At 31.2% G+C, this 23,466-nt stretch carries 21 protein-coding genes and 1 tRNA gene; 13 read left to right on the forward strand and 9 right to left on the reverse strand.

The features are described 5' to 3' along the window. Nucleotides 1–7 precede the first annotated feature (7 nt). The 6 genes from grdG to GQX97_RS07205 all read right to left on the reverse strand — a co-directional run bounded on the left by grdG (nucleotide 8) and on the right by GQX97_RS07205 (nucleotide 5,298). Nucleotides 8–1,294, reverse strand: a complete 1,287-nt coding sequence (gene grdG, locus GQX97_RS07180) for a sarcosine reductase complex component B subunit alpha (protein ID WP_157151269.1) — start codon at nucleotides 1,292–1,294, stop codon at nucleotides 8–10. Between the two features lie 14 nt (nucleotides 1,295–1,308). Then, the gene (locus GQX97_RS07185) at nucleotides 1,309–2,403 is read right to left on the reverse strand and encodes a hypothetical protein (RefSeq protein ID WP_157151270.1); all 1,095 of its coding nucleotides are present in this window, start codon (nucleotides 2,401–2,403) and stop codon (nucleotides 1,309–1,311) included. Between the two features lie 33 nt (nucleotides 2,404–2,436). Continuing rightward, nucleotides 2,437–2,835, reverse strand: coding sequence for a GrdX family protein (locus tag GQX97_RS07190; RefSeq protein WP_157151271.1), 399 nt, complete (start codon nucleotides 2,833–2,835; stop codon nucleotides 2,437–2,439). Nucleotides 2,836–2,937: 102 nt separating this feature from the next. Next, the gene (locus tag GQX97_RS07195; RefSeq protein ID WP_157151272.1) at nucleotides 2,938–3,906 is read right to left on the reverse strand and encodes a beta-ketoacyl-ACP synthase III; all 969 of its coding nucleotides are present in this window, start codon (nucleotides 3,904–3,906) and stop codon (nucleotides 2,938–2,940) included. Between the two features lie 183 nt (nucleotides 3,907–4,089). Continuing rightward, nucleotides 4,090–4,899, reverse strand: coding sequence for a family 1 encapsulin nanocompartment shell protein (locus tag GQX97_RS07200; protein ID WP_157151273.1), 810 nt, complete (start codon nucleotides 4,897–4,899; stop codon nucleotides 4,090–4,092). Between the two features lie 48 nt (nucleotides 4,900–4,947). Then, the gene (locus tag GQX97_RS07205) at nucleotides 4,948–5,298 is read right to left on the reverse strand and encodes a demethoxyubiquinone hydroxylase family protein (RefSeq protein ID WP_013244481.1); all 351 of its coding nucleotides are present in this window, start codon (nucleotides 5,296–5,298) and stop codon (nucleotides 4,948–4,950) included. A 199-nt stretch (nucleotides 5,299–5,497) separates the two neighbouring features. Between GQX97_RS07205 and GQX97_RS07210 the strand changes: the two genes are divergently transcribed. Further along, entirely contained in the window at nucleotides 5,498–6,127 is a 630-nt protein-coding gene (locus tag GQX97_RS07210) for a lactate utilization protein (RefSeq protein ID WP_157151274.1), read from the forward strand. A 45-nt stretch (nucleotides 6,128–6,172) separates the two neighbouring features. Here the strand turns inward: GQX97_RS07210 and GQX97_RS07215 are convergent, their stop codons facing one another. Beyond that, nucleotides 6,173–6,688, reverse strand: a complete 516-nt coding sequence (locus GQX97_RS07215) for a hypothetical protein (RefSeq protein ID WP_157151275.1) — start codon at nucleotides 6,686–6,688, stop codon at nucleotides 6,173–6,175. A 52-nt stretch (nucleotides 6,689–6,740) separates the two neighbouring features. Then, complete coding sequence (locus GQX97_RS07220; protein ID WP_157151276.1) at nucleotides 6,741–7,715, reverse strand: P1 family peptidase; 975 nt, start codon at nucleotides 7,713–7,715, stop codon at nucleotides 6,741–6,743. A 143-nt stretch (nucleotides 7,716–7,858) separates the two neighbouring features. Here GQX97_RS07220 and GQX97_RS07225 point away from each other — a divergent pair, with 143 nt between their 5' ends. Next, nucleotides 7,859–8,569 (forward strand): response regulator, encoded by a 711-nt coding sequence (locus tag GQX97_RS07225; RefSeq protein WP_157151277.1) that lies wholly within the window; start codon nucleotides 7,859–7,861, stop codon nucleotides 8,567–8,569. Nucleotides 8,570–8,587: 18 nt separating this feature from the next. After that, entirely contained in the window at nucleotides 8,588–9,397 is an 810-nt protein-coding gene (thiD, locus tag GQX97_RS07230) for a bifunctional hydroxymethylpyrimidine kinase/phosphomethylpyrimidine kinase (RefSeq protein ID WP_157151278.1), read from the forward strand. On the opposite strand, the gene GQX97_RS07235 is transcribed toward thiD, so the two are convergent. After that, complete coding sequence (locus tag GQX97_RS07235) at nucleotides 9,394–11,583, reverse strand: hypothetical protein (RefSeq protein ID WP_157151279.1); 2,190 nt, start codon at nucleotides 11,581–11,583, stop codon at nucleotides 9,394–9,396. The two genes, thiD and GQX97_RS07235, sit on opposite strands and share 4 nt — an antisense overlap. Nucleotides 11,584–11,759: 176 nt before the next feature. On the opposite strand from GQX97_RS07235, the gene rpmG reads away from it, so the two are divergent. The 10 genes from rpmG to rpoC all read left to right on the forward strand — a co-directional run bounded on the left by rpmG (nucleotide 11,760) and on the right by rpoC (nucleotide 23,141). Beyond that, nucleotides 11,760–11,936 carry a 50S ribosomal protein L33 gene (gene rpmG, locus GQX97_RS07240; RefSeq protein WP_013244490.1) on the forward strand — a complete coding sequence of 59 codons (177 nt, stop codon included), beginning with the start codon at nucleotides 11,760–11,762 and terminating at the stop codon, nucleotides 11,934–11,936. Between the two features lie 15 nt (nucleotides 11,937–11,951). Beyond that, a tRNA-Trp gene (locus GQX97_RS07245) sits at nucleotides 11,952–12,024 on the forward strand. Between the two features lie 41 nt (nucleotides 12,025–12,065). Further along, nucleotides 12,066–12,386, forward strand: a complete 321-nt coding sequence (secE, locus tag GQX97_RS07250; RefSeq protein WP_157151280.1) for a preprotein translocase subunit SecE — start codon at nucleotides 12,066–12,068, stop codon at nucleotides 12,384–12,386. 3 nt (nucleotides 12,387–12,389) lie between these two features. Next, a complete protein-coding gene (gene nusG / locus GQX97_RS07255; protein WP_157151281.1) occupies nucleotides 12,390–12,971 on the forward strand; it encodes a transcription termination/antitermination protein NusG in 582 nt (193 codons plus the stop codon). A gap of 18 nt (nucleotides 12,972–12,989) precedes the next feature. After that, the gene (gene rplK / locus GQX97_RS07260; protein WP_013244493.1) at nucleotides 12,990–13,412 is read left to right on the forward strand and encodes a 50S ribosomal protein L11; all 423 of its coding nucleotides are present in this window, start codon (nucleotides 12,990–12,992) and stop codon (nucleotides 13,410–13,412) included. A gap of 74 nt (nucleotides 13,413–13,486) precedes the next feature. Beyond that, a complete protein-coding gene (rplA, locus tag GQX97_RS07265; protein ID WP_157151282.1) occupies nucleotides 13,487–14,188 on the forward strand; it encodes a 50S ribosomal protein L1 in 702 nt (233 codons plus the stop codon). Between the two features lie 101 nt (nucleotides 14,189–14,289). Further along, entirely contained in the window at nucleotides 14,290–14,814 is a 525-nt protein-coding gene (rplJ, locus tag GQX97_RS07270; protein WP_157151283.1) for a 50S ribosomal protein L10, read from the forward strand. A gap of 57 nt (nucleotides 14,815–14,871) precedes the next feature. After that, nucleotides 14,872–15,261 (forward strand): 50S ribosomal protein L7/L12, encoded by a 390-nt coding sequence (rplL, locus tag GQX97_RS07275; RefSeq protein ID WP_014932352.1) that lies wholly within the window; start codon nucleotides 14,872–14,874, stop codon nucleotides 15,259–15,261. Nucleotides 15,262–15,393: 132 nt separating this feature from the next. Next, complete coding sequence (gene rpoB / locus GQX97_RS07280; RefSeq protein ID WP_157151284.1) at nucleotides 15,394–18,924, forward strand: DNA-directed RNA polymerase subunit beta; 3,531 nt, start codon at nucleotides 15,394–15,396, stop codon at nucleotides 18,922–18,924. A gap of 14 nt (nucleotides 18,925–18,938) precedes the next feature. Continuing rightward, on the forward strand, nucleotides 18,939–23,141 hold the full coding sequence (gene rpoC, locus GQX97_RS07285) for a DNA-directed RNA polymerase subunit beta' (protein WP_157151285.1): 4,203 nt from the start codon (nucleotides 18,939–18,941) through the stop codon (nucleotides 23,139–23,141). Nucleotides 23,142–23,466 lie beyond the last annotated feature (325 nt).

Consider the following 23,466-nt stretch of genomic DNA (forward strand, 5'->3'; position numbering starts at 1 on the left):
ATAAAAATTAATAACCTTTAGCAGAAAGTTTATTAAATCCATTAGCAATAGTAGAAGCAATTATAATTTGTAATTCAGCTTCTATAGTACCATCTGGTTTTAAACTACCTTCGTATCCGCCAATCATAGTTTCAACATAATCTAATGTACCAATAACTTTATCCATTTTAGGGAAATTAATAATAACATTACCATTACCGCAAGAAACCAATGTGTCAGCTTCTGGAGTAGTATCAGCCAAAGATTGAGATTTACCATCTCTACCAGGGAATTCATCAGTAATAAGTACTACTTTAATTCCTTTTTGTGCTACTTTCTTACAATTCATCATAAGATCTGTATCTGGGTTACCGTATCCTTCTTCTGTAATAATAATACCGTCTAAGCATAAGAATTCAGCCAATTTAGCAACCATATCAGATGATCTTTCTTTGTCAGCTAAGAATACATTTTCATTTGTAAGTATAACACCTATAAAGTTTAAATCTTTACCATGTCTTTTGTATAAATCTTCAATTACAGGGTTATGGAAATGGTGATAAGTAGTAACTTTATCGCAAGGTGCAACGCAGTTTCCGCTTACTATAGCTCCATCCATTATTTCTGTAGGATACATAAAAGTAGGTAATATTTGTTTAGCATCAACACCATAATAATAAGTATCATGCAACAAACCTTGAGACTGAAGCATATGTATATATCCAATTTTAGGCAAATCAGGATACTGAGCAATTTGCTGAGCTAAAGGTTTAGTTTCATAGGTAACTACTTCATCAGGAGTTAGATTTCTAGCAGCTTCACCTATAAAAGTAGCTACTTTCAAACCTGCCAATCTTCCAGCCTCTTCATAACTATGAGTTTCTAATCCTTCTTTAGGCTCTATAACTACACATACATTATAAGTTTCAGAGAAAGGAGTATATTTAGCAGCCTCTCCAGACATATCAATAATACCTTCTTGGAAACCAACTATACGACCGCAAGTAACTACACAAGCACCTACTAAAGCATGAGTTCTTCCGCTTCCAACTTCTTTTACTTTATTGATAATTCCAGGGAATATTCCGCCGCCGCCGCTAACTTTAACACGAGGCTCTATAACATCTTTTACAGGTGCTATACGAACAGATTCGCCGGGTCTAGCTAGTTCAACTTTTACTGATATAATTCTGTCATCTTGAAGCACAAGTTCTTCTATGTCTTTAGCACAAACATAAAGAACTCCGTTTTCAACTTTCAGCTTATCAGCAAATTGAACATCTTTAATAAAAATTTTACCAAGTTCTAATTTCATGAACTATTCCTCCTTTAATTATTTTTATTTTTATTTTTAATCCTAATAATACTTTTACCTAGCATTATAAAGAACAATAAAAATCCAACATAACCATTGAGTACATAAACAACATTTACTAACTTATCAAAAGGTACTTTTAATCCTATAAAACATCCAACAGCAGCTAAAACAATAGTAGATATTTTAAACTTACTGCTGCTGTCATCACTAATAACTCTTGATGAAGCTGTCCATAATAAAGGAACTGCTGTAGTATATATACCAGCTATTACAATTATTGAGAATACTGTAGCGAATGTAGGATGTATTTTAGCAGCTAATATAAGAGAAGGAATTTGACTGTTAGCTAATTCTTTAACATGTGCTAATAAACCTAAAGAAACTATAACAACTGCTAAAGTAAAGCCTAATACTCCGCAAAATATACCTAATGCTCCTTCTTTTTTGCTGTTTGTCTGTTTACCTAAAGCGGCAACAAAAGCAGTAAGCCAAAGCATACAGAATCCTATATATGAAAGAGAAGAAAATAACCAGTTTGTAGATGCTTTAGTTTTTTGAAGGTCTCCAACTATCTGATTTCCCTCAGCAAGTCCGGAAGGATTAGAGAAAATGGCGTATAAGCCTAAAAATATAGATAAAATTACTACGACAGGACCAATTTTACCTAATACTTTTACAATATTTTTCAAACCAAAAGCAACAGTAACACCAGATAATACAGCCATTATAATAGCACCAACTACTTCAGATATGCCATATTGTTGTTTCATTGTTGCACCGGCACCTGCTATCATAACAAAATATGACATATATATGAATAAAGTTGAAAAATAATCAAAGAAGGTGCCGACATACTTTCCGCAATAATATTTGTAAACATCGTTTGGTTTTGCAAATGTATTGTCATATCCTACAAGTATGAAACTTACACATACATATAGGAATATAGCAAACATTACTAGAGCACCTGCCACGCCCCAAAAGCCATATGCCGTGAAGTATTGTAATACTTCCTGACCAGTGGCAAAACCAGAACCAATCAAAAATGCTATGTAAGTCCCCGCGAACATTATAACATTATTGATACTTACCTTGTGATTGTCCATATAAACTCCTTTGTTTTTTATTTATCTAAATATTTAATTTAGAGGCAAAGTTTTGGAGAAACAAGATTCTATTAAAGATAGATCGACTGTTTTAAAATCATTTTTTATATTTTCTGGCCAATCAGTTAATTTCCTATTTTTTATAAATTTATTATAATTTTCTATTGCATTTTCTATTAATTCTAAATCTTCAAAAATTAGACCGTCATTTTTTTTTAGCATTAAAATTGATTTATAAGGTGTTTGATTAGCTTTGAGACTGCTGCTCATGGGATGCGTTAAGAGTTTATATCCTTTATGTATCAAATCTCTTGCGGTAATAAAGACTTCATACATTGATTCACTATTAATATATTTTATATTATAGTTAGGATATTTATCTAATACCTTATCATTGTTTGTAACTATAAATAAGTTAGCTACATCTAACATTCTACATTCCTTACATTGTTATATTCTTTAGTATATTCAAAAATATTTAGAATTCAATATAATTTATAACAAAAAAATGCAGATTAGTATTTTGAGCTATTGTTACCAAATCATTAAAGTAGAGCCCCATGTAAATCCGCCGCCAAATCCTGTAAGAAGAACTAAATCTCCATCATTGATTTTGTTATCTTCTAAAGCATCGGTTAAAGCTAAACCTATACTTGCAGAAGAACAGTTGCCGAATTTATTCAATACAACACTAACCTTTTCCATAGGAAGACCTATTCTTTTAGCAACAGCCTGCATTATTCTCAAATTAGCTTGATGCGGTACAAAGTATTTTACATCGCTTAATTGTTTTCCAGTATCTTCTAAAACTTTATCTATACTATTAGAAAACTCAGTAACAGCTCTCTTAAAAGTTTCAGAACCATCCATATATATTTTATATTCAGGAGCCTCTATATCATCTGCTTTTATAGGGCAAACACTTCCGCCATTAAGTACAATACTCATATCAGGCTCACTTTGCATATGCATGCCTATTATTCCTTTGCCGTCTTCTCTTGTTGTAATTAATGAAGCTGTAGCAGCATCTCCAAAAAGAATTGCAGTGCCTCTATCTTTCCAGTTAATATCTTTTGTTAATTTTTCAGAAGACACTATAAGTACATTTTTACATTGTCCGCTTTCTATTAAAGAAGCAGCTGTGTTTAGAGAATATATATATCCAGAACAAGCAGCAGACAAATCTAAAGCAAAACAATGATTAAGTCCTAATGCTTTTTGTAATTGTCCTGCCATAGATGGAAAGGCATAATCTTTTGTTACAGTAGGAACTAATATCGCATCAACTTCTTTTAAATCTACACCTTTTTTCTCTAAGTTCTTAACGGCATTAATACCCATTTCAAAAATAGTTTCATCTGGTCTTGCCATATGTCTTGTTTCTATACCTGTACGAGTTACTATCCATTCGTTGTTTGTGTCTAATATGCTTTCAAAATATTTATTGTCTAATATTTTTTCTGGTACATAATAAGCTATGTTTTTAATATACGCTCTTTTCATTTTAGGCTCCAATTCAATATACTTTTCTAGTATACAATATATTTGCTTTCTACAAAAAATGATATAGTTATTAGTAACTATTTTTTTAGTGATGCTATTATTTTAGATATTTACATAAAAAAAGCAAAAATAAGCTATATTGCCTACTTTTGCTTTTGGACATTTAAAAAATTATCGGGGGTACTATTCTAAAACAACAATAGCCTCAGGTTCTTTGATTCTAGGTAAAACAGTTTCCATAATTCTGAAAGTATGATTAAGGTCTTTTTGCTCTAAATAAGCTGTAGACATATCAACACCAATAGCTAAATCTATATATTGAGGCTCTACACATATAATAGCAGCCTTCTTACCTTTTATTGTAGGTATATTAAATAGATTATGAATCATATTAGTTATTCTTTGAGCTTCAGTCATACCAGTACCTTGCTGTATTCTCTGTAAGTCAAAAAATAATCCCTGACTCAAAGCTAATACTATTCTTCCAACTATTCCTTTTTCTCTAATCATATTAATAGCTTTTACAATATCAATATAAGGATTTTCACCAGTAGACCAATCACTAATTTTTAGTTTTTGTACACCTTTAGTGTTGAGTATTCCAGTAACTCCAACAAACTCATTACCATAAAAAATTAATTCATCTTCTTTATTTGATAGAGTTTGTGCTGCAAATGATGTTACAGATAAATCTAAAGGCATTTTATTTTTTTCGTTGTTTTCTATATCTCTCCAAAGAAGAGTGAAGTCTTGATATAACTGTGGAAGTTCCACAGAATGCCTTCCAGAAGTTTTTACTATACCATCTTGAAAAACTTCTTCTCTATCATTTCTATCATATTGTACGCTTATACTGCCAGAACCTAAAGGTCCGTATATACTTAAAAATCTTCTTCCTATTAAAGTTCTGCTTGCAGTTTCTATTACTGTTCTATCTATTTTGCTCCAAAAGTCGCTGTCAAAAGGCGAACCATCTCTTGCTAAAAAGTCCATATATTCTCCTTTTTAAATTTTATTTTATACTATTTATTATAGTAATAATTATTCTTTTTTCAAACTTCCAACTGTAAGACCTGATAAATCTGGTTCTTTTATTCCTAACTCTTCCATCATTTCTTTCACTTCCATTTCTCCAGAAGCAAAATGTTCAGCCTCTTTAGGGTCTAGATGTCTTAAAAGAGCCATAAGTTCTCCAACATGGGCTTTCTCCTCATCTCTAATATCAGCTAAAACTGCCTTAGCAACAGGGTCATCAGTAGCCATACAATGAGCATCATACAAATATATAGCCTCTAATTCTCCAGCTATATCCAATCTCACAGCCTGTATTAATTCTTCTTTACTAATCTTTCTTTCAACATTCGCATTAAATGGATTTGCAAAACTAGGCATATTTTCCTCCTTTGAAATACCTAATTATATTAATACAATAAATTACTTATTGATATTAATTACTAATAATGAGAGTATAGTATAAAAAATTATAAAAGTCAACATATAAAACAAATATAAAAAGAAAAAATAATATATATTTACAAATATTTTTATATTAAGTATAATTTAAGTTAATCATTATATTATGGAGTTTTTTATGACTATTCAAGAAGAGTATTTTAATAATTTATCTGCTATATTAAAAACAAATTTCAATAAAAAAGGTTTTGCTTTTGATAGTTTTGCAAACAAGGAAGAGGCAAAAAAATTTTTATTAAGTCAAATAAAAAAAGATGATGTTATAACATTTGGCGGAAGTACTAGTGTTAATCAAATGGGTATATTAGAAGATTTAAAAGGTTATAAAAACTTTGTAGACAGAAACAATAAAGAGTTAAAAGCAGAGGCAGAGATTAAGGCTTTTACTGCTGATGTATATTTATGTTCTGCAAATGCTTTAAGTAAAAATGGTGATGTTATTGCTATAGACGGAAGTGGAAATAGGGTTGCTGCTATGATTTACGGACCAAAAAAAGTATATTTAGTTGTAGGAAGAAATAAAATTGCTAATACTCAATATGATGCATTAAAGAGAGCTAAAGATTTTGCTGCTTCACAAAACTCTATAAGATTTAAAGTTAATAATCCTTGTAGTGTAGGGGATATGGTTTGTAATGAGAATTGTGGTATAGAAGAGAGATTATGTTCTTATACTGTCATTATAAATAAATGCCATATAAAAAATAGAATACATATATTATTTATAGATGAAGAATTAGGTTTTTAATTTATTATAAATTATAGGGCTTTAAGTTTACTAAAAGTTTTTTATTTAATCATATACTTTTTCAGTGATATAAAAAGTTCCGTAAATATTTACTTTTGTAGATTTATTAGCCTCTATAATTGTTTTATCGAATGCTTCTATGTTAAAGCTTACGCTTCCTTCACAGATTCCCATTACTTCTAAAGTGTTTCCATTATCATAAAAATTAAGTATTATATCTCCATTTGCTGAAACTGTTGATATATTGGGTATAATGTATTTTGTAATATTATCTACAATTTTGTATTGATTGCTTGATTTTCTTATAATATTTTTTTTATTTACTTCTACGTCTGTGTCTGTATCTATTCCTATTATTAATGATGTTGGTATTACAGATATAATATTTCCAGATTTTAAAATTTCTATTTTAAAATTTTGTAGATGCACTTCTCCTGCTGCATCAGAATATGCAATCAATGTTCCATAATATATTCCTGCATAATCATCGATGTTTTTATATTGATTATTGCTGAAAGCTAAGGTTGCAAGTATTAATACAAAAATAAATATTTTTCTCATTAGTTTAAATATATCAATTAAATACAAATAGATACAAATTTAATAAAAATAATTAAAAAATATCATTATATGCTTTTAAACCATAACTTGACTTAGCATTTTTTACGGCATTATTAATTGCCCTTCCCATTACAATAGCAGCCAAACTTCCAACTGCATCAATACTCGCTTTGATATCTCCAACAGACATAGCATAAATACTATCACCGTCCAATGTAGTGTGTACAGGCTTTATGGTTCTTGCAAAACCATTATGAGCCATAGAAGCTATTTTGCCCATTTGTGTTTTTGTAAACTTAGCATTTGTTATAATAGCTCCTATTGTTGTATTTTCTACCAAATTGCTTGTAAATGATATTTCTTTATCTCTTGTTAATTTTATCAATTCTTCTTCAGAGCTTCTAAATTTTTTTTTGTCTTCACTTAAAAGCCCAGCTAATTTCTCTCCAGTGTCATAATCAAATATGTCCCCAAAAGCATTAACAGAAACAACAGCTCCCACTTTAACCCCATCAACTTCTAAAGCATAAAAACCTAATCCAGATTTCATAGCATAATCAGCCCCCAATATCTTACCAACAGAAGCACCCGTACCAGCTCCATAATTGCCCATCTTTGGATTATTATTCTGAGCATCAATACAAGCATTATAACCCATTTCTATATCAGGACGAACCTTATAATCTCCAACACGCAAATCAAATATACAAGACTCACAAACCAAAGGTACTTTAGTAACCCCCACATCAAAACCAATATCTCTCTCTTCAAGATACTTCATAACTCCACCCGAAGCATCAAGCCCAAAAGCACTTCCTCCGCTTAAAAGTACTGCATGTATAACTTCTGTAGTTGCAAAAGGTTTTGTAAGTTCGCTTTCCCTAGAAGCGGGTCCTCCTCCGCGTACATCAAGAGAAGTATTAGCACCACGTTCGCATATTATTACAGTACATCCTGTAGCAGCTTCTATATTTTGAGCATTTCCTATTTTTATATTTTCTATATCTGTGATTTTTATTTCTTTCATTATGTTACCCTTAATTTATTATTACTAATATTGTTAAATTAGCATTAAACATCTGTTTGATAATTATAGCATAATTTAGTTTTTTTTCTTGATTTTAATTTTAACTATCTTATAATTAATATATAGGCAAATGGAGGTGCTTTATGAGGGTATTAGTTTACGATTCTAATCGGATTATAAGAGATAATATTACAACAATACTTCTTATGCAAGGCTATGATGTTGTTGCTGTAAAAGATAAAAGACATATACTTTCAACTTGTTCAAAAATGCCTTTCTCTATTGCCATTATAGAAACCTCTCCTTATGATGAAGAAGTTAATAATATATTAGAAAAAATGCATGATAATGATATATATAAAAATGTTAAAGTTTTAATTTATGTATCAGAAATTATACCGGGTTTTGTTTCTAATATGTTTAAAATAGGTGTAGCTGGAATATTATTTAAGCCGTTTAATGAAAAAGATTTTTTTAATAGATTTTCAAGCTTATTATCTAAATCTAATTTGCTTCCTAAGAGAATAAAATATACTATCATTAACAATGTAAATCATGATATAGTTTTTAGACATGAAGAAAGCAAACAAATAGTGCATGCTATGGTATTAGGAGTATCTGCGAGGGGAATAAGATTTTTAATACCAAATGAGAATATTCATCTTAATGTAGGATATAATATACCGCTTACTTATATGTCTATAGGCTCTTATAAGATGACATTTTCTCTAAATATTATAGAAGTAGTAGGCAAAGAGTATATTGGATTATTTGAAAATATATCTTCTTTTGACCATAAAGTAATTTGTAAATTTATATATGATAAATATATAGAAAAAAATTTAATATCTTAAGTGTTAGGATTTTTTATTATGATTAAGACTTTAACAATAGCTGGTTTTGACGGTTCTGGAGGAGCTGGTATACAAGCCGATTTAAAAGTGTTTTCTGCTTTGGGATGTTATGGAATGTGCGTATTGACTGCATTGCCTGTACAGAATACTCAAGGGGTGAGAAGCTGTTATGAAATAGATATTAAGGCTATAGAAGAACAGTTATATTGCATATTTGACGATATAGTGCCTGATGCCATTAAAATAGGAATGCTATTTAATAATGATATAATAAAACTTGTTGCAAGCTTTTTAGAAAATAATGCAAAGAATATACCTATAATAGTTGATCCTGTTATGGTTGCTAAGAGCGGGGACAGGCTTCTTTTGGAGGATGCTGTTGAGAGCTTAAAGAAATATATTATACCTCTTTCTACAGTAATTACTCCTAATATACCAGAGGCAGAGGATATCACTAATAAAAAAATTGTTACAGATGAAGACATGATTAATGCTGCTAATTATATACTTAAAATGGGAGCAAAAAATGTGATGCTTAAAGGCGGACATTTAGACGGAGAGCTTTCAAGAGATTTATTCATAAACTCTAAAGAGAGTGAGTTTCTTGATGCTGTTAGAATAGACACTAAAAACACTCATGGCACAGGCTGCACATTATCTGCTGCTATTTGCAGTTATATTGCTCATGGAAAATCACCATTAGAGGCTTGTATTTTAGCTAAGAATTATTTATTTAATGCTTTAGAGTCTGCTAAAGTTGATAGTGTTGGTAAAGGTCATGGACCTGTTAATCATTTTTATGAACTTTGGAAACATTTAAAGTTTTAATTAGGTTTTTCTAAATCACTTATTAATTCATAATAATATTTCTTACCTTGAAATATATCTTGAGACAATATTTTTTGTGCGTTCTCATATTTAAAAATTTCTGAGTTTTCATCAATATTATTTTCTAATATTAAAGAATTGTTAGTAATTTTATAATATTTATGATATGTACTAATTAATCCATCAATTTCTTCTTTATAGAGTAGTGAAATAATAGAGTTCTTATAATTTGTTATTCCAGCGTTAATAGCTATAAACATTGGTATATTTTCTGGCACTAGATTTATAGATGGTTTACATGCTCTGTTAGTGCCATCCCATATAAGAAGCGGGCTTGGGGTATTGTCTTCTAAAAAACTTTTCTTTATATTTTCGTCTATAGTTGAACGTTGCACTATTGCTTTTAAGTATGGATATAAATGGTCATGCTTGAATATTATTAATGCATTTGGTGAGTGTTTTAATATTGTGTCTCTAATTTTTATTATCTCTACTGCTGCCATTACAGAGTTGTCCATAGTTTCTATAAGATGTAGTTTATCATTGGCATTAAAATAATTCATAAACTTTTTATTTTTTTCTGCTATATTAAAATCATTTTCTATATGAGAATCTGTGTGTCCTAAAATTGTAAAGCCAGATATAAATAGAGGTTTTTTAAGATTATTTATATTAGTTTTTAAGTATATATTTATATTTGTGATGTTTAAACCAAATATTGAATTACTAAAACCTATTGAAGGGTAGAATGTTTTAAGGTTGTATGTGTTTAGTGCTTCTTCTAATGCCAAAGTGTAGTATCCATTTTCATTTAAAAGGTCTATTAAAGTTTTATCTATTTTTTCTGATTGAGTTTTTGGGTATAGCGGGCTTGAAGCAGTGAGGCCTGAAAGCCTTGCATAAAAACTTCCGTTATTAACATTTGGTGATATTTTTTGAGATGCATTTGCCCATTTTCTATATTCTTTTGGAAATGGATCTTTATTAAATAACTTTACAAAATGTGAATAATCATAAAAAGATTCTAAAAATATTAAAAATATATCTCTATTATTTTCACTCTCTTGTAATAATAAATTTGATAAATCTCTTTTCTCTTCATAGGTTTTTAATAATTCTATAGAGCTTAATACTAATTCTTTGCTTGGCTTTATATTGTTTATTCTGTCATAATTTATTCTGTAATTGAGAGTATATATTATTCCTCTTCTGTTTGTATTTCTTAAAAAATCTATGCTCCATATGTCAACTTTATTTGGTCTTAAAAATAGAACATATGATATAGCTATGATTGATAACATCATAATTATTGCATTTAGTTTTTTTATTTTAAACATTCTGTATAGATTATGTATAAATAGAGATAATAAAAATATTATAGAAGAGAAATATATTATAGTAGATAATATTGTTATAATTTTCATGTATAGAGGGAGCACTGTTATAAGCGAAGAGTATAAATTAGGCATATCAGAAAATACTACAACCATATCTAATACGCTTAATGCTATAATTTCTATTACAAAAAAAGAGAAGTTCGTTATAATACAAAATAGTATTGTAAGAATTATTCTATGATTTTTTAAATGCATGAAATTGGGTATGTAATATAAAAGATTATATGCAATTATAATAAATAAATATGAATATAATATATCATAAACATTGGTTTGTAATTTTAACATCGAAAATGATGGCAGAATTAATTTAGTTATTGAGAAGTAGAGTAATGTATGTATTATTAAAAGAAGTATATATGTTTTATAGTTTTTTATTATATTTGGTATTATATATAAATATAGTATTGGTAATATTAATATTATAAAAATAAAAAATATAAAAACTTCTTTTTTTAATTTTAATTTATATTCTATATTTTCTATTTTGTCATCTTCATTTAATTTTTTATCTGTAATTAATGTGCCGAATGAACTTCCATTTTTAAACTTAATAGAGATTACATCTTTTATTGTTTGGTTTGTATTTGGTTGTATTTCATATATTTTATTATTTTTAAAAATTTTTGATTTATATTTAAATGCAAAAGAATATTTATTTTCTACAATATTTTTAAAATCTGAAATATATGCAGTTCTTTTAAAGTTACCTATAATCGATAGAGTAATTAGTATTAATATTGATATTATTATTGTTATTATAATATATTTATATAATTTATTTTTCATATTATTTGAGCATTATTTTTTATAATAAAACTGTAAAAATAAAATTATGTAAATATTTTTTATTATATATTAATATTGTAAAAATTTGCTTTAAAATCTATTGACATAAAAGAAAAATAGTTATATAATTGAATACCACTTAAAATATAAGTAGTCTAAATTTCGGAGATATAAAAATGGCAGGTAATAAAGTAAAAACCGAACAAATACATTTACAATGCACAGAATGCAAAAGAAAAAATTATATAACAACTAAAAATAAACAAAACGTTCAAGAAAAATTAGAATTAAAAAAATATTGTCCTCATGATAGAAAACATACTATTCATAGAGAGTTGAAAGTTTCAAGATAATTTTTTTATATATTTGGGTCAGTAGTTCAATTGGTAGAGCACCGGTCTCCAAAACCGGGTGTTGCAGGTTCGACTCCTGTCTGACCTGATTTTTTACTTAATTTAATATTAAAATTTAAGGTATTGTATATGGCAGAGAAGAAAAAGAACAAATTATTTAATTCTTTAGAAGAGATAAAGAAAGAGCTTTTTGAGAGAAGTGTATGGCCTACTCGTCAGGAGGTTCTTAATCAAACAGTTGTTGTTGTTATTTTGCTTATTTTGTCTGCTGCTTTTTTAGGTGCTGCAGATTATATAGTAACATTTTTAACTAGAGCATTATTGGATGGTTCTATATTATCTTCTATAGCTTCATCAAAAATAGCTTTAGCTTTAATACTTCTTGTTGTTGTATTATTTGTGGTTTATTTCGCTATACGATACATTAGAAAAAATAGATATAGTAGGTGATGTATGTCTGAAGAAATGACTAGAGATTATAGATGGTATATAGTTCACACTCAGCATGGTTATGAAAATAAAGTTCGTGAACGTTTAGAAAAAAGAATTAAAGAAAATGGTATGTCTGATTTAGTAGTAGATATATATATACCTTCTGAAACTGTACAAAAAAACAAAAATGGTAAAAAAGTAACTAAAGAAGAGTTTTTTTATCCGGGTTATGTATTAGTAAAGATGGTAATGAATGATGCTACACAGTCTATGGTAAGAAGAACTCCCGGTGTAGCAGGATTTATAGGAAGTCATGCTACAACTAAAGAAGAAGGTAATATAATTCCAACTCCATTAAGTGAAGCTGATGTTGCCCGCATATTTGAAGATAGAGAAGCTAAAAACAAAAACGACATTAATGAGCTTATAGGAATGGAATTTGAAATAGGGGAGAAGGTACAGGTTATAGATGGGCCTTTCAATGGTTTAAATGGTTTAATAGAGAATGTTAATGCTGATAAGGGTAAAGTTACAGTAAAAATAGAGATATTTGGAAGAAGTACCCCAACAGAATTAGACTTTAATAAAGTAAAGAAATTATAATAAAAAGAGGTAGTAAAAATGGCTAAAAGAGTAGTTGGTATTGTAAAGGTTAGAATACCCGGCGGAGAGGCAACACCTGCTCCACCACTTGGACCTGCATTAGGTCAGAAACAAATACAAATAGCTGCTTTCGTTAAAGATTTTAATGCTAAAACATCTAAAATGAAAGGTCAGTTATTAAACACTTATATAACAGTGTATGAAGATAAAACTTATACATTTGTTACTAAAGGTACATCAACTTCAACTTTAATTAAGAAGAAATTGGGTATTGAAAAAGGTTCTGGCGAGCCTAACAAAACAAAAGTTGCAACAATCAATCAAAAGCAGCTTGAAGAGATAGCTCAAGAGAAAATGGCTTATATGTCAGCTAATGATATAGAAGCAGCAAAGAAAATAGTTGCGGGTACAGCTCGTGCTATGGGTATTAAAGTAGAATAATTAAAAAAATTAAAATAGGCAACACCATTTATAAATAATAAATGGAAGTACGCGTTTGAAAAAGGAAAGAAAAGATGGCAACAAAAGAAAAGAAAATAGGTGGCAAACGTTACGACGCTATAAGAAAGACAGTAGAGAAATTAGCACTCTATTCTGTAGAAGATGCTATTGATTTAGCTAAAAAAAATGCTACCTGTAAATTTGATGAAACTATTGAGGTTACAATCAACCTTAATATCCTACCAAAACACACAATAAGAGATACATTATCATTCCCTAATGCTTTCGGTAAAGAGAAAAGAGTAGTAGTATTTGCTCAGGGAGAGAAAGCAGATGAGGCAAAAAATGCTGGTGCTATGGAAGTAGGTTTTGAAGACTTAATAAGCAAAATTAAAGGCGGATATACTGACTTTGATGTTGCAATATCTACACCAGACTTGATGAAAGAAGTAGGTAAATTAGGACAGATTCTTGGTAGAAAAGGACTTATGCCTAACCCTAAAACAGGAACAGTTACACTTGATATAGCTCAGGCAGTAAAAAGTTTTAAAGCTGGAAGAATGGAATACAGAGCAGATAAATTCGGTGTTGTAAGAATGGCTATAGGTAAAGCATCTATGGACGTTAGTAAATTAAACGAAAACTTCAAAGCTTTTTATGATGAGATATTAAGAAAGAAACCATCAGATTTAAAAGGTGATTATATAAAAAGCGTTGGTGTAACATCAACTATGGGTGTTGGTATAAAGATAGATCATAAGAAGATAAAATTATAATTAGCTGATAAACATTTTTATAAACGAAGTCGTATTTTGTGATCCCATTATATGAATAGCTTTATAGAGATTGTTTAATATAAATAGAAGAAGGTGGATATATGCCTAATAAGAAAAATATAGAAACAGTTGCAGCTCTTAAAGAAAGTATGGGCAGTTGTGCTGGTTTAGTATTCTTCGATTATAGAGGAGTAACAGTATCACAGCTAACAGATTTAAGACGCGAATTAGCAAAAACTTCTTCTTCAATGAAAATATGCAAAAACTCATTAGTAGACATTGCTTTGAAAGATTTAGGCAGAGAAGTAAAAGATGAGATGTTTATTAACCCAACAGCAGTTGTATTTGCAAAAGAAGATATGCCATCAGCTGCTAAGGTAATTAGTGAAGCCGCTAAAAAGAATGATAAAATCAAAATAAAAGGCGGTTACATGGGAGAGGATTTATTAGACCCTGCTAATGTACAGGTTGTAGCTAATATACCTCCAAGAGAAGTTCTACTTTCTCATCTTGTTACAGCACTCGAGTCTCCTATATCAAGTTTTGCAAACACTTTGCAAAGCGTTATATCAGAGCTTGCTTATGTGCTTGACAGCGTTGAAGAGGAAAAAAAGAAATCAGCATAATATGTTGATATTAAATTAAAACTAAGAAATTAAAGAAAACATTTAAGGAGAATAAAAATGGCTTTAAGTAAAGAAGAAATATTACAAGCAATAGAAGAAATGAAAGTTATCGAGCTTCATGAGTTAGTAGAAGCTATAAAAGAAAAATTTAACGTAACAGCAGCTATGCCGGTAGCAGCAGTAGCAGCAGCACCTGCAGCAGGCGGAGCAGCTCCAGCAGCTGATGAAGAAAAAAGCGATTTCGATGTTATTCTTACAGGTTTTGATGCAGCTCAAAAAATTGCTCTTATTAAAGAAGTTAGAGCAGTTAGCGGTTTAGGCTTAAAAGAAGCTAAAGACGCTGTAGAAAAAGGCGGCGAAACAATTAAATCTGGCGTTTCTAAAGATGAAGCAGCAGCTATCAAAAAACAATTAGAAGCAGCTGGTGGTAAAGTTGAAATTAAATAATATCATCAATATTTGATTATATTTTAAGAAGGGTACGATATATTTTCTACCCTTCTTATTAGCGTATCTTAAGAAAATAAAAAAAATAATAATATATAATAACTGTTATAAATATGGTGGAGATCCTTAAATATGTCTAATAACATTCAGATAGATAATAAAGTATATAAAGAACGCGGAGTAGAATTCGCAAAAAAATACAGAATGGAGAATGGCCGTGTAAACTTTTCACGTTCGGCTTCTGTGATAGAGCCTCCAGATCTCCTCGCTATACAGAAAGAATCTTATGAAAGCTTCCTTCAGAAAGATGTTCCTGAAAATAAAAGAAAAAATGAAGGTTTACAAGAGGTTTTAACTTCAATATTCCCTATAGTAGCAAGCAATGAAAAGATGCAAATAGAGTTTATATCTTATTCTATAGGCGAGCCTAAAATATCTGAAAAAGAAGCTAGAAGAAGAGATAAAACTTATGCTTATCAATTCAAAATAAAAGTACAATTAACTGTAAGAGACCCAGAAAGAATAATAGAACAAGAAATATTTGTTGGTGAGATACCTGCTATGACAGATAGGGGTACATTCATTATTAACGGTGCTGAGAGGGTAGTTGTTTCTCAGATCCATAGGTCTCCGGGTGTTGTATTTAACCGCAGTGATAGAGATGCTATGTTTGTAGCTAAGATTATTCCAGAGAAAGGTACTTGGCTTGAATTTGAACTTGATACCAAAAAAGATATAATGTATATAAGAATAGATAGAAAGAAAAAACTTCCTGTTACAGTATTTTTAAGAGCTATTGGTATCACAACTGATGAAGAAATTTTAAAATTATTCTATGAAATTGATAAAATATCTTTGTCTAAACTTTCTGATGAAGAGAAAAAAGCTCAGCTTATAGGAAGACACTCATATTCAACAGTATTTGATAAAGAAAACCCAGAAGAAATCATATTAAATCCAGGCGAACTTATTAACCAAAACTTAGCAGAAAGACTTTTAATGAGCGGTATAGATGAAATTGAAGTATTGAATATGGAAGCAATAAAAAATAATGTTACTATAATTCATACTTTAGATAAAGACACTACAAAAAATCAGAAAGACGCTTGTACAAAGATTTATAATGTTATAAGACCGGGTGAGCCTGCTTTAATTGAGAACGTTGTTAAAACTTGTAATGATTTAGTATTTGATCCTAAATTATATACTTTGGGAGATGTTGGCCGTTACAAAATAAACAAGAGATTAAACTTCCCAGAAAGCGAGCAGGATAAGGTTTTAAGACATAAAGATATAATAGAGACAATTCGCTTTTTAATAAAAGTTTTCATAAATGAAGAACAATTAGATGATATAGACCATTTAGGCAACAGACGTATAAGAAGCGTTGGTGAATTATTGGCTGCGCAAATAAAAACAGGCTTTTCAAGAATGGAGAGGGCAGCTAAAGAGAGAATGCAGATGCAGGATATGGAAGCTGTAACTCCTCAATCACTTGTAAGTATAAAAGTAATACAAGCAGTAATTAAAGAGTTTTATGGTTCAAGCCAATTATCTCAGTTCATGGATCAAAACAATCCATTATCAGAGATTACACATAAAAGGAGACTTAATGCTTTAGGTCCCGGAGGTCTTACAAGAGATAGGGCTGGTTTTGAGGTTCGCGACGTACACCATACTCACTATGGTAAGATATGTCCTATTGAAACTCCTGAAGGTCCAAACATCGGTCTTATAGTTTCACTTGCTACTTATGCTAAAATAAATAAACATGGATTCTTAGAGACTCCATATAGAAAAGTTGTTAATGGTAAAGTAACAGATGAGATAGAATATTTAACAGCACATGATGAAGAGCGTTATCATATTGCTGATGCTAATGCTCCTTTAAATGAAGATGGAACATTCAAAGAAAATCTTATTCCTACAAGATATAGAAGTGAATTCCCATATTCTACACCAGATCAAGTACAGTATATGGACGTTTCACCTCAGCAGATTGTTTCACTTTCAAGTTCACTTATTCCATTCTTAGAGCATGACGATGCTAACAGAGCTTTAATGGGTTCAAACATGCAGCGTCAAAGTGTACCTCTTTTATTCCCAGAATCACCTATAGTTGGTACTGGAGTAGAGGCAAAAATCTGTCAGCCGGGAACAGGAATAGCAGTTCATGCAAAAAGAGCTGGTAAGGTTATAAAAGTAGTTCATGATGAAATAGTTATCAAACCTACTAAACAAAACAGTGATGATGATTATGATGTTTATGAACTTATAAAATATCAAAGAACTAACCAAGATACTAACTATCATCAAAGACCTGTAGTTAATGTAGGAGACACTGTTAAAGCTGGCGGGCTTTTAGCTGATGGTCCTGCTACTGATCATGGTGAATTGGCACTTGGTAGAAACGTTTTAGCAGCATTTATGATTTTTGAAGGATACAACTTTGAGGATGCTATTCTATTAAGCAAAAGATTAGTACAAGAAGATGTATTTACTTCAATTCACATAGAAGAGTTTTCAGTTGAAGCTCGTGAGACAAAATTAGATAAAGAAAATATTACTAGAGATATACCAAATGTACCAGATTCTGCATTTAAAAATCTCGATGAAAGAGGTATTGTAAGAATAGGTGCTAAGGTAAAAGCTGGAGATATATTAGTTGGTAAAGTAACCCCTAAAGGTGAAACAGAGGTTACTCCAGAATACAAACTTCTTCATTCAATATTTGGTGAGAAGTCAAGAGATGTAAAAGATACTTCTTTAAGAGTTCCTCATGGTAAAGACGGTACCGTTATAGATGTAAGAGTTTACAGCAGAGAAAAGGGTGATGAATTAAAGCCGGGTGTTGAGGAAGTAGTAAAAGTATTTTTAGCTAAGAAACGTATAATACAAGAAGGCGATAAAATGGCAGGCCGTCATGGTAACAAAGGGGTTGTTGCTAGAATAATGCCTATAGAAGATATGCCTTATCTAGAGGACGGTACTCCTGTAGATATTTGTTTGAACCCTCTTGGTGTACCTTCTCGTATGAATATTGGTCAGGTAATTGAGATGTTGCTCGGTTGGACTGGTTATAAGATGGGTTTAAAATATGCTTGTCCTGTATTTGAAGGTCCTAAAGAAGATGCGTTAAAAGATGCTATGATAGCAGCTGGTTTAAATCCTACTGGTAAAGTAAAACTCTATGATGGCAGAACTGGAGAGCCTTTCAAAAATGATGTAGCTGTAGGTTATATGTATATGCTTAAGCTTAATCACTTGGTTGAAGATAAGGTTCATGCTAGAAGTACAGGTCCTTACTCACTTGTTACTCAGCAGCCTTTGGGCGGTAAATCACAATTCGGTGGTCAGCGTTTAGGAGAGATGGAAGTGTGGGCATTAGAGGCTTATGGAGCTGCTAATATGCTTCAAGAGTTCTTAACTGTTAAATCTGATGATATGACAGGTCGTGCTAAAATATATGAATCTATTGTTAAAGGTGAGGTTATATCTTCTCCGGGTATACCTGAAAGCTTTAACGTATTAGTTCAAGAGCTTAGAGGCTTAGGCCTTAACATCACTATTCACGATGAAGAGGGCAATCAGCTTCCTTCTACTGAAAAAGAAGAAAGAGAATTAAAGAAAAAAACTAAAAAACAAACTAAGATTTTTAAATAATTAGGAGAAGTTTAATGCAATTTACAAACTTTGACCAAATAAAAATAAGTATAGCAAGTCCTCAGGTTATGAGAGAATGGAGTTACGGCGAAGTTAAAAAACCAGAAACTATTAACTACAGAACTTTAAGACCTGAGAGAGATGGGCTTTTTTGTGAGAAGATATTTGGAACTACTAAAGAATATGAATGTTATTGCGGTAAGTTTAAAAGCAAGCGTTATAAGGGCGTTGTTTGTGATAAGTGCGGAGTTGAAGTTACACATTTCAAAGTAAGACGTGAGAGAATGGGGCATATAGAATTGGCTGCTCCTGTTGCCCATATTTGGTATTATAGAAACACTCCTTCTAGAATTGGACTTCTTCTAAATATGAATATATCTCATTTAAGAAGCGTACTTTATTTTGAGAGATATGTTGTTGTAGATGCGGGCGATAGTGATTATTCTAAGGGTGATTTGCTTACTGAAGATGAATATAATGAAGCTTTAGATAGATATGGGGACAATATTCGTATTGGTATAGGTGCTGAAGGTATACGTGATATGCTTAAAGACCTTGACATGGACGAAGAAATCAGAAAGCTTAGAGAAGAGATGATTAAAAAGGGTGAGAAATCTGATAGAAGACTTAGAAAACGTCTTGAAATTTTTGAAGATTTCAAATCATCAGGCAATGACCCTACTTGGATGATACTTGATGTTGTACCTGTTATTCCGCCGGAATTAAGACCTATGGTTCAGCTTGAAGGCGGACGTTTTGCTACTTCAGATTTAAATGATCTTTATAGAAGAGTTATAAACAGAAATATTCGTTTAAGGAGATTATTAGTTTTAAGAGCTCCTGATATCATTATAAGAAACGAAAAAAGAATGCTTCAAGAGGCAGTTGATGCTTTATTTGATAATAGTAAGAGAAAGAAGGTTGTAAAAGGACCCGGAAACAGAGCTTTGAAATCACTTTCAGATATGTTAAAGGGTAAGCAAGGACGTTTCCGTCAAAACCTTTTGGGTAAACGTGTTGACTATTCTGGCCGTTCCGTTATTGTTGCTGGTCCTAGACTTAAAATGCACCAATGCGGTCTTCCTAAAAAGATGGCTGTTGAATTATTCAAACCATTTATAATGAAAAAATTAGTTGAAAACAATTCAGCTCATAACATAAAATCTGCAAAAAGATTTGTAGAAGAGGGCAGAGAAGAAGTTTGGGGAGTATTAGAAGAGATTGCTAAAGAACATCCTGTACTTTTGAACCGTGCCCCTACACTTCACAGACTTGGTATACAGGCATTTGAACCAGTACTTGTTGAAGGAAAGGCAATTCAGCTTCACCCGCTTGTTTGTCACGCTTATAACGCTGACTTTGACGGTGACCAGATGGCAGTTCACACTCCGCTTTCTGCAGAATCACAAATTGAAGCTTGGACTTTAATGCTTGCTCCTCATAACATATTGAACCCTGCTAATGGTGAGCCTATTGTTAACCCTACTCAGGATATTGTACTTGGTATTAGTTATTTAACTAAATTAAGAAGCGGTATGAAGGGTGAAAATAAAGTGTTTTCTTCTCCTGAAGATGCTTTACTTGCTTATGACAGCAATTTAGTTGAGCTTGAAGCTAGGATTAAAGTTCTTATGAAAGATAAAGACGGAGAGGAAAAATTTGTTGAAACTTCTGTGGGAAGAATTAAGTTCAATCAAGTGATACCTGAAGACTTTAGATTCCAAAACAGAGATTTCAACAGCAAAGATTTAGCTAAATTTATTCATGAAGTATATTTAAAACATGGTACAGCAGTAACAGTTAATATGCTTGATGATATTAAAGAGCTTGGTTATCAAAGTGCTACAATATTTGCTTCTACTATATCTGTATCTGATATACTTATTCCTCCAATGAAAAAGCATGAAATTGAAGAGGCTACTAAACAGGTAGAACAACTTAGAGACCAATATATGAACGGTATTATTACAGATGATGAGAGAAGCCAGAAGGTAAAAGACTTATGGACTGCTGTAGAAGGTAGAATTACTGAAGCTATGATGGATAATTTAAGACAAGACCAAGACGGATTTAACCCTATAAATATAATGGCAGAGTCCGGAGCTAGAGGTTCTAAACAGCAGATAAGACAGCTTGCTAGTATGAGAGGTCTTATGGCTAAGCCTAATGGTGATATTATAGAGCTTCCTATTATTTCAAACTTTAAAGAGGGACTTACTGTACAAGAGTACTTTATCTCTACTCACGGTGCTAGAAAAGGTCTTGCCGATACTGCATTAAAAACTTCTAGTGCTGGTTATCTTACTAGAAAATTGGTTGATGTTGCTATTGGGGTTGTTGTTTCAGAGCATGACTGCGGTACTGTTAAGGGTATTGAGGTTGAGCCTATTAAAGAATATGATGAGATTAAAAAATCATTAAAAGAGAGAGTTGTTGGTTTCTTCAGTAATGAGTATATTTATCATCCTCAAACTAAAGAGCTTATATGTGAGGCTAATACTGAGATTACAGAAGAGATTGCTGATAAAATAGAACAGGCTGGTATAGAGAAAATTAGAATAAGACATCCTCTTACTTGTGAAAGCAGAATGGGCGTTTGTCAAAAATGTTATGGAAGAAGCTTATCTACTAACGCTCTTGCTTCTATTGGTGAGGCTGTGGGTGTGGTGGCAGCTCAAAGTATTGGTCAGCCGGGTACTCAGCTTACAATGAGAACATTCCACTTCGGTGGTGTTGCTAGTCAGTCTGTTGAAGAAAATGAAGTTAAGCTTAATTACCCTATATATATAGAACAGTTCTCCAATTATGTTGTACAGCCTAATGGTGTGAAAATTACAGCAAGAAATGGCGAACTTTTAATAAGACGTGTACTTAATAAATGGGAAAAAAGCTCTATAAAAGATATATTAAAAGAAAACGATGCAAAAGTGCTTATTAGTGATATTATCGCTACTACAAAAGATGGTGAGGATATAAAGGCTACACATAATGGTACTTTAAAAATCACTAGCGATAATAAATATTTAATGATTACAGGTGCTAAGCATAATATACCTATTAAAGTAGGTAGTGAATATAGAGTTAATGAAAATGTATTTATTGATGCTAATACAGTAATTGCTAGCTTCGATGGTTATAATGAACCTATCATATCTGAAAAAGCTGGTATAGTAAGGTATCAAGATATCATAGCTGGAAGAACTATGGTTGAGGCTATAGACGAGCAAACTGGTAACGTTACTAAGATTATTCAAGAGTTTAAAGATGCTAGCGTGCAGCCTAAAATACTCATTGTAGATGGTGATGAAACTTTTGAAACTGATATACCTAATGGTTCTCAGCTTATAGTTGAAAATAACCAAAGAGTTGAAGTGGGTGAGGTTATAGCTAAAACTACTCGTATACAACAGAAAAGTAATGATATTACAGGTGGTTTGCCTCGTGTACAAGAGTTGCTTGAGGCTCAAAAACCTAAAGATACTGCTATTATTGCTGGTATTGACGGTGAAGTTGAAATCGGCGGTTCTCATAAGGGTAAAAAAGTTGTTAAGATTAGAAACGAGTTTGATGAAACTAAACACTTAGTTCCTCATGGTAAAAAATTGTTGGTAAGAAATGGGGACTATGTTAAAACTGGTACTCAATTATGTGACGGTAAAATTAATCCTCATGATATATTAGAAACTCAGGGTGATTTGGCTTTACAAACTTATTTGCTTGAAGAGATACAGAGCGTTTATGATAAGCAAGGCGTAGTAATTAACGACAAACACTTCGCTTTAATTATTAGACAGATGCTTAGAAGACTTGAGATTATTGACCCGGGTGATACTAAATATATTGTTGGTCAGTATGTTGATAAGTATGAGTTTGAAGAAGAAAACAGACGCTATGAAGAGGCCGGCGGTTCTCCTGCAAGCGGTAAACCTGTACTTCTTGGTTTAACTAAAGCTGCTCTTAATACTGAAAGCTTTATATCTTCTGCTTCATTCCAAGAAACTACTAAAGTATTGACTAATGCTGCTATTAAAGGTAAAGTTGATAAGTTACTTGGATTAAAAGAAAATGTTATTATCGGACATCTCATACCTGCTGGTACTGGTGTTAAACTTTATAATAAATTACATGTTTATAACAAAGAAAGCGGTGATATGAATAATGCCAATGATATAGATTCTTCAGCTAAAGAAGAAGATGTAATGCAAATTACAGTTTGATAAAAAAATAATATTGATGATATAATAAGCGATAGTACGGATTGTATTATCGCTTTTTTATTTATACACAAGCAACTATATTTTTTATATAAGTTTTTATTTTATTCAACTTTTTCCCGCCGCAAAAAGTTGCAAAAAATGCAAATAATTTAGATTAATATGCTGGAATATCTATAGATGCAAGATAATATTTATATTTATCTAAAAATGCAGTTCTTTTGGTTCTTTTATACCAATACCGAGTAGGTGCATATCGGCAAAAGAACTGGGGGTGTGTACCTCTAGGGCACGCTTCGCAGGGGCAAAGCCACCACAAATAATAAAA

The sequence above is a fragment of the Brachyspira sp. SAP_772 genome (assembly GCF_009755885.1).
GTDB lineage: Bacteria > Spirochaetota > Brachyspiria > Brachyspirales > Brachyspiraceae > Brachyspira.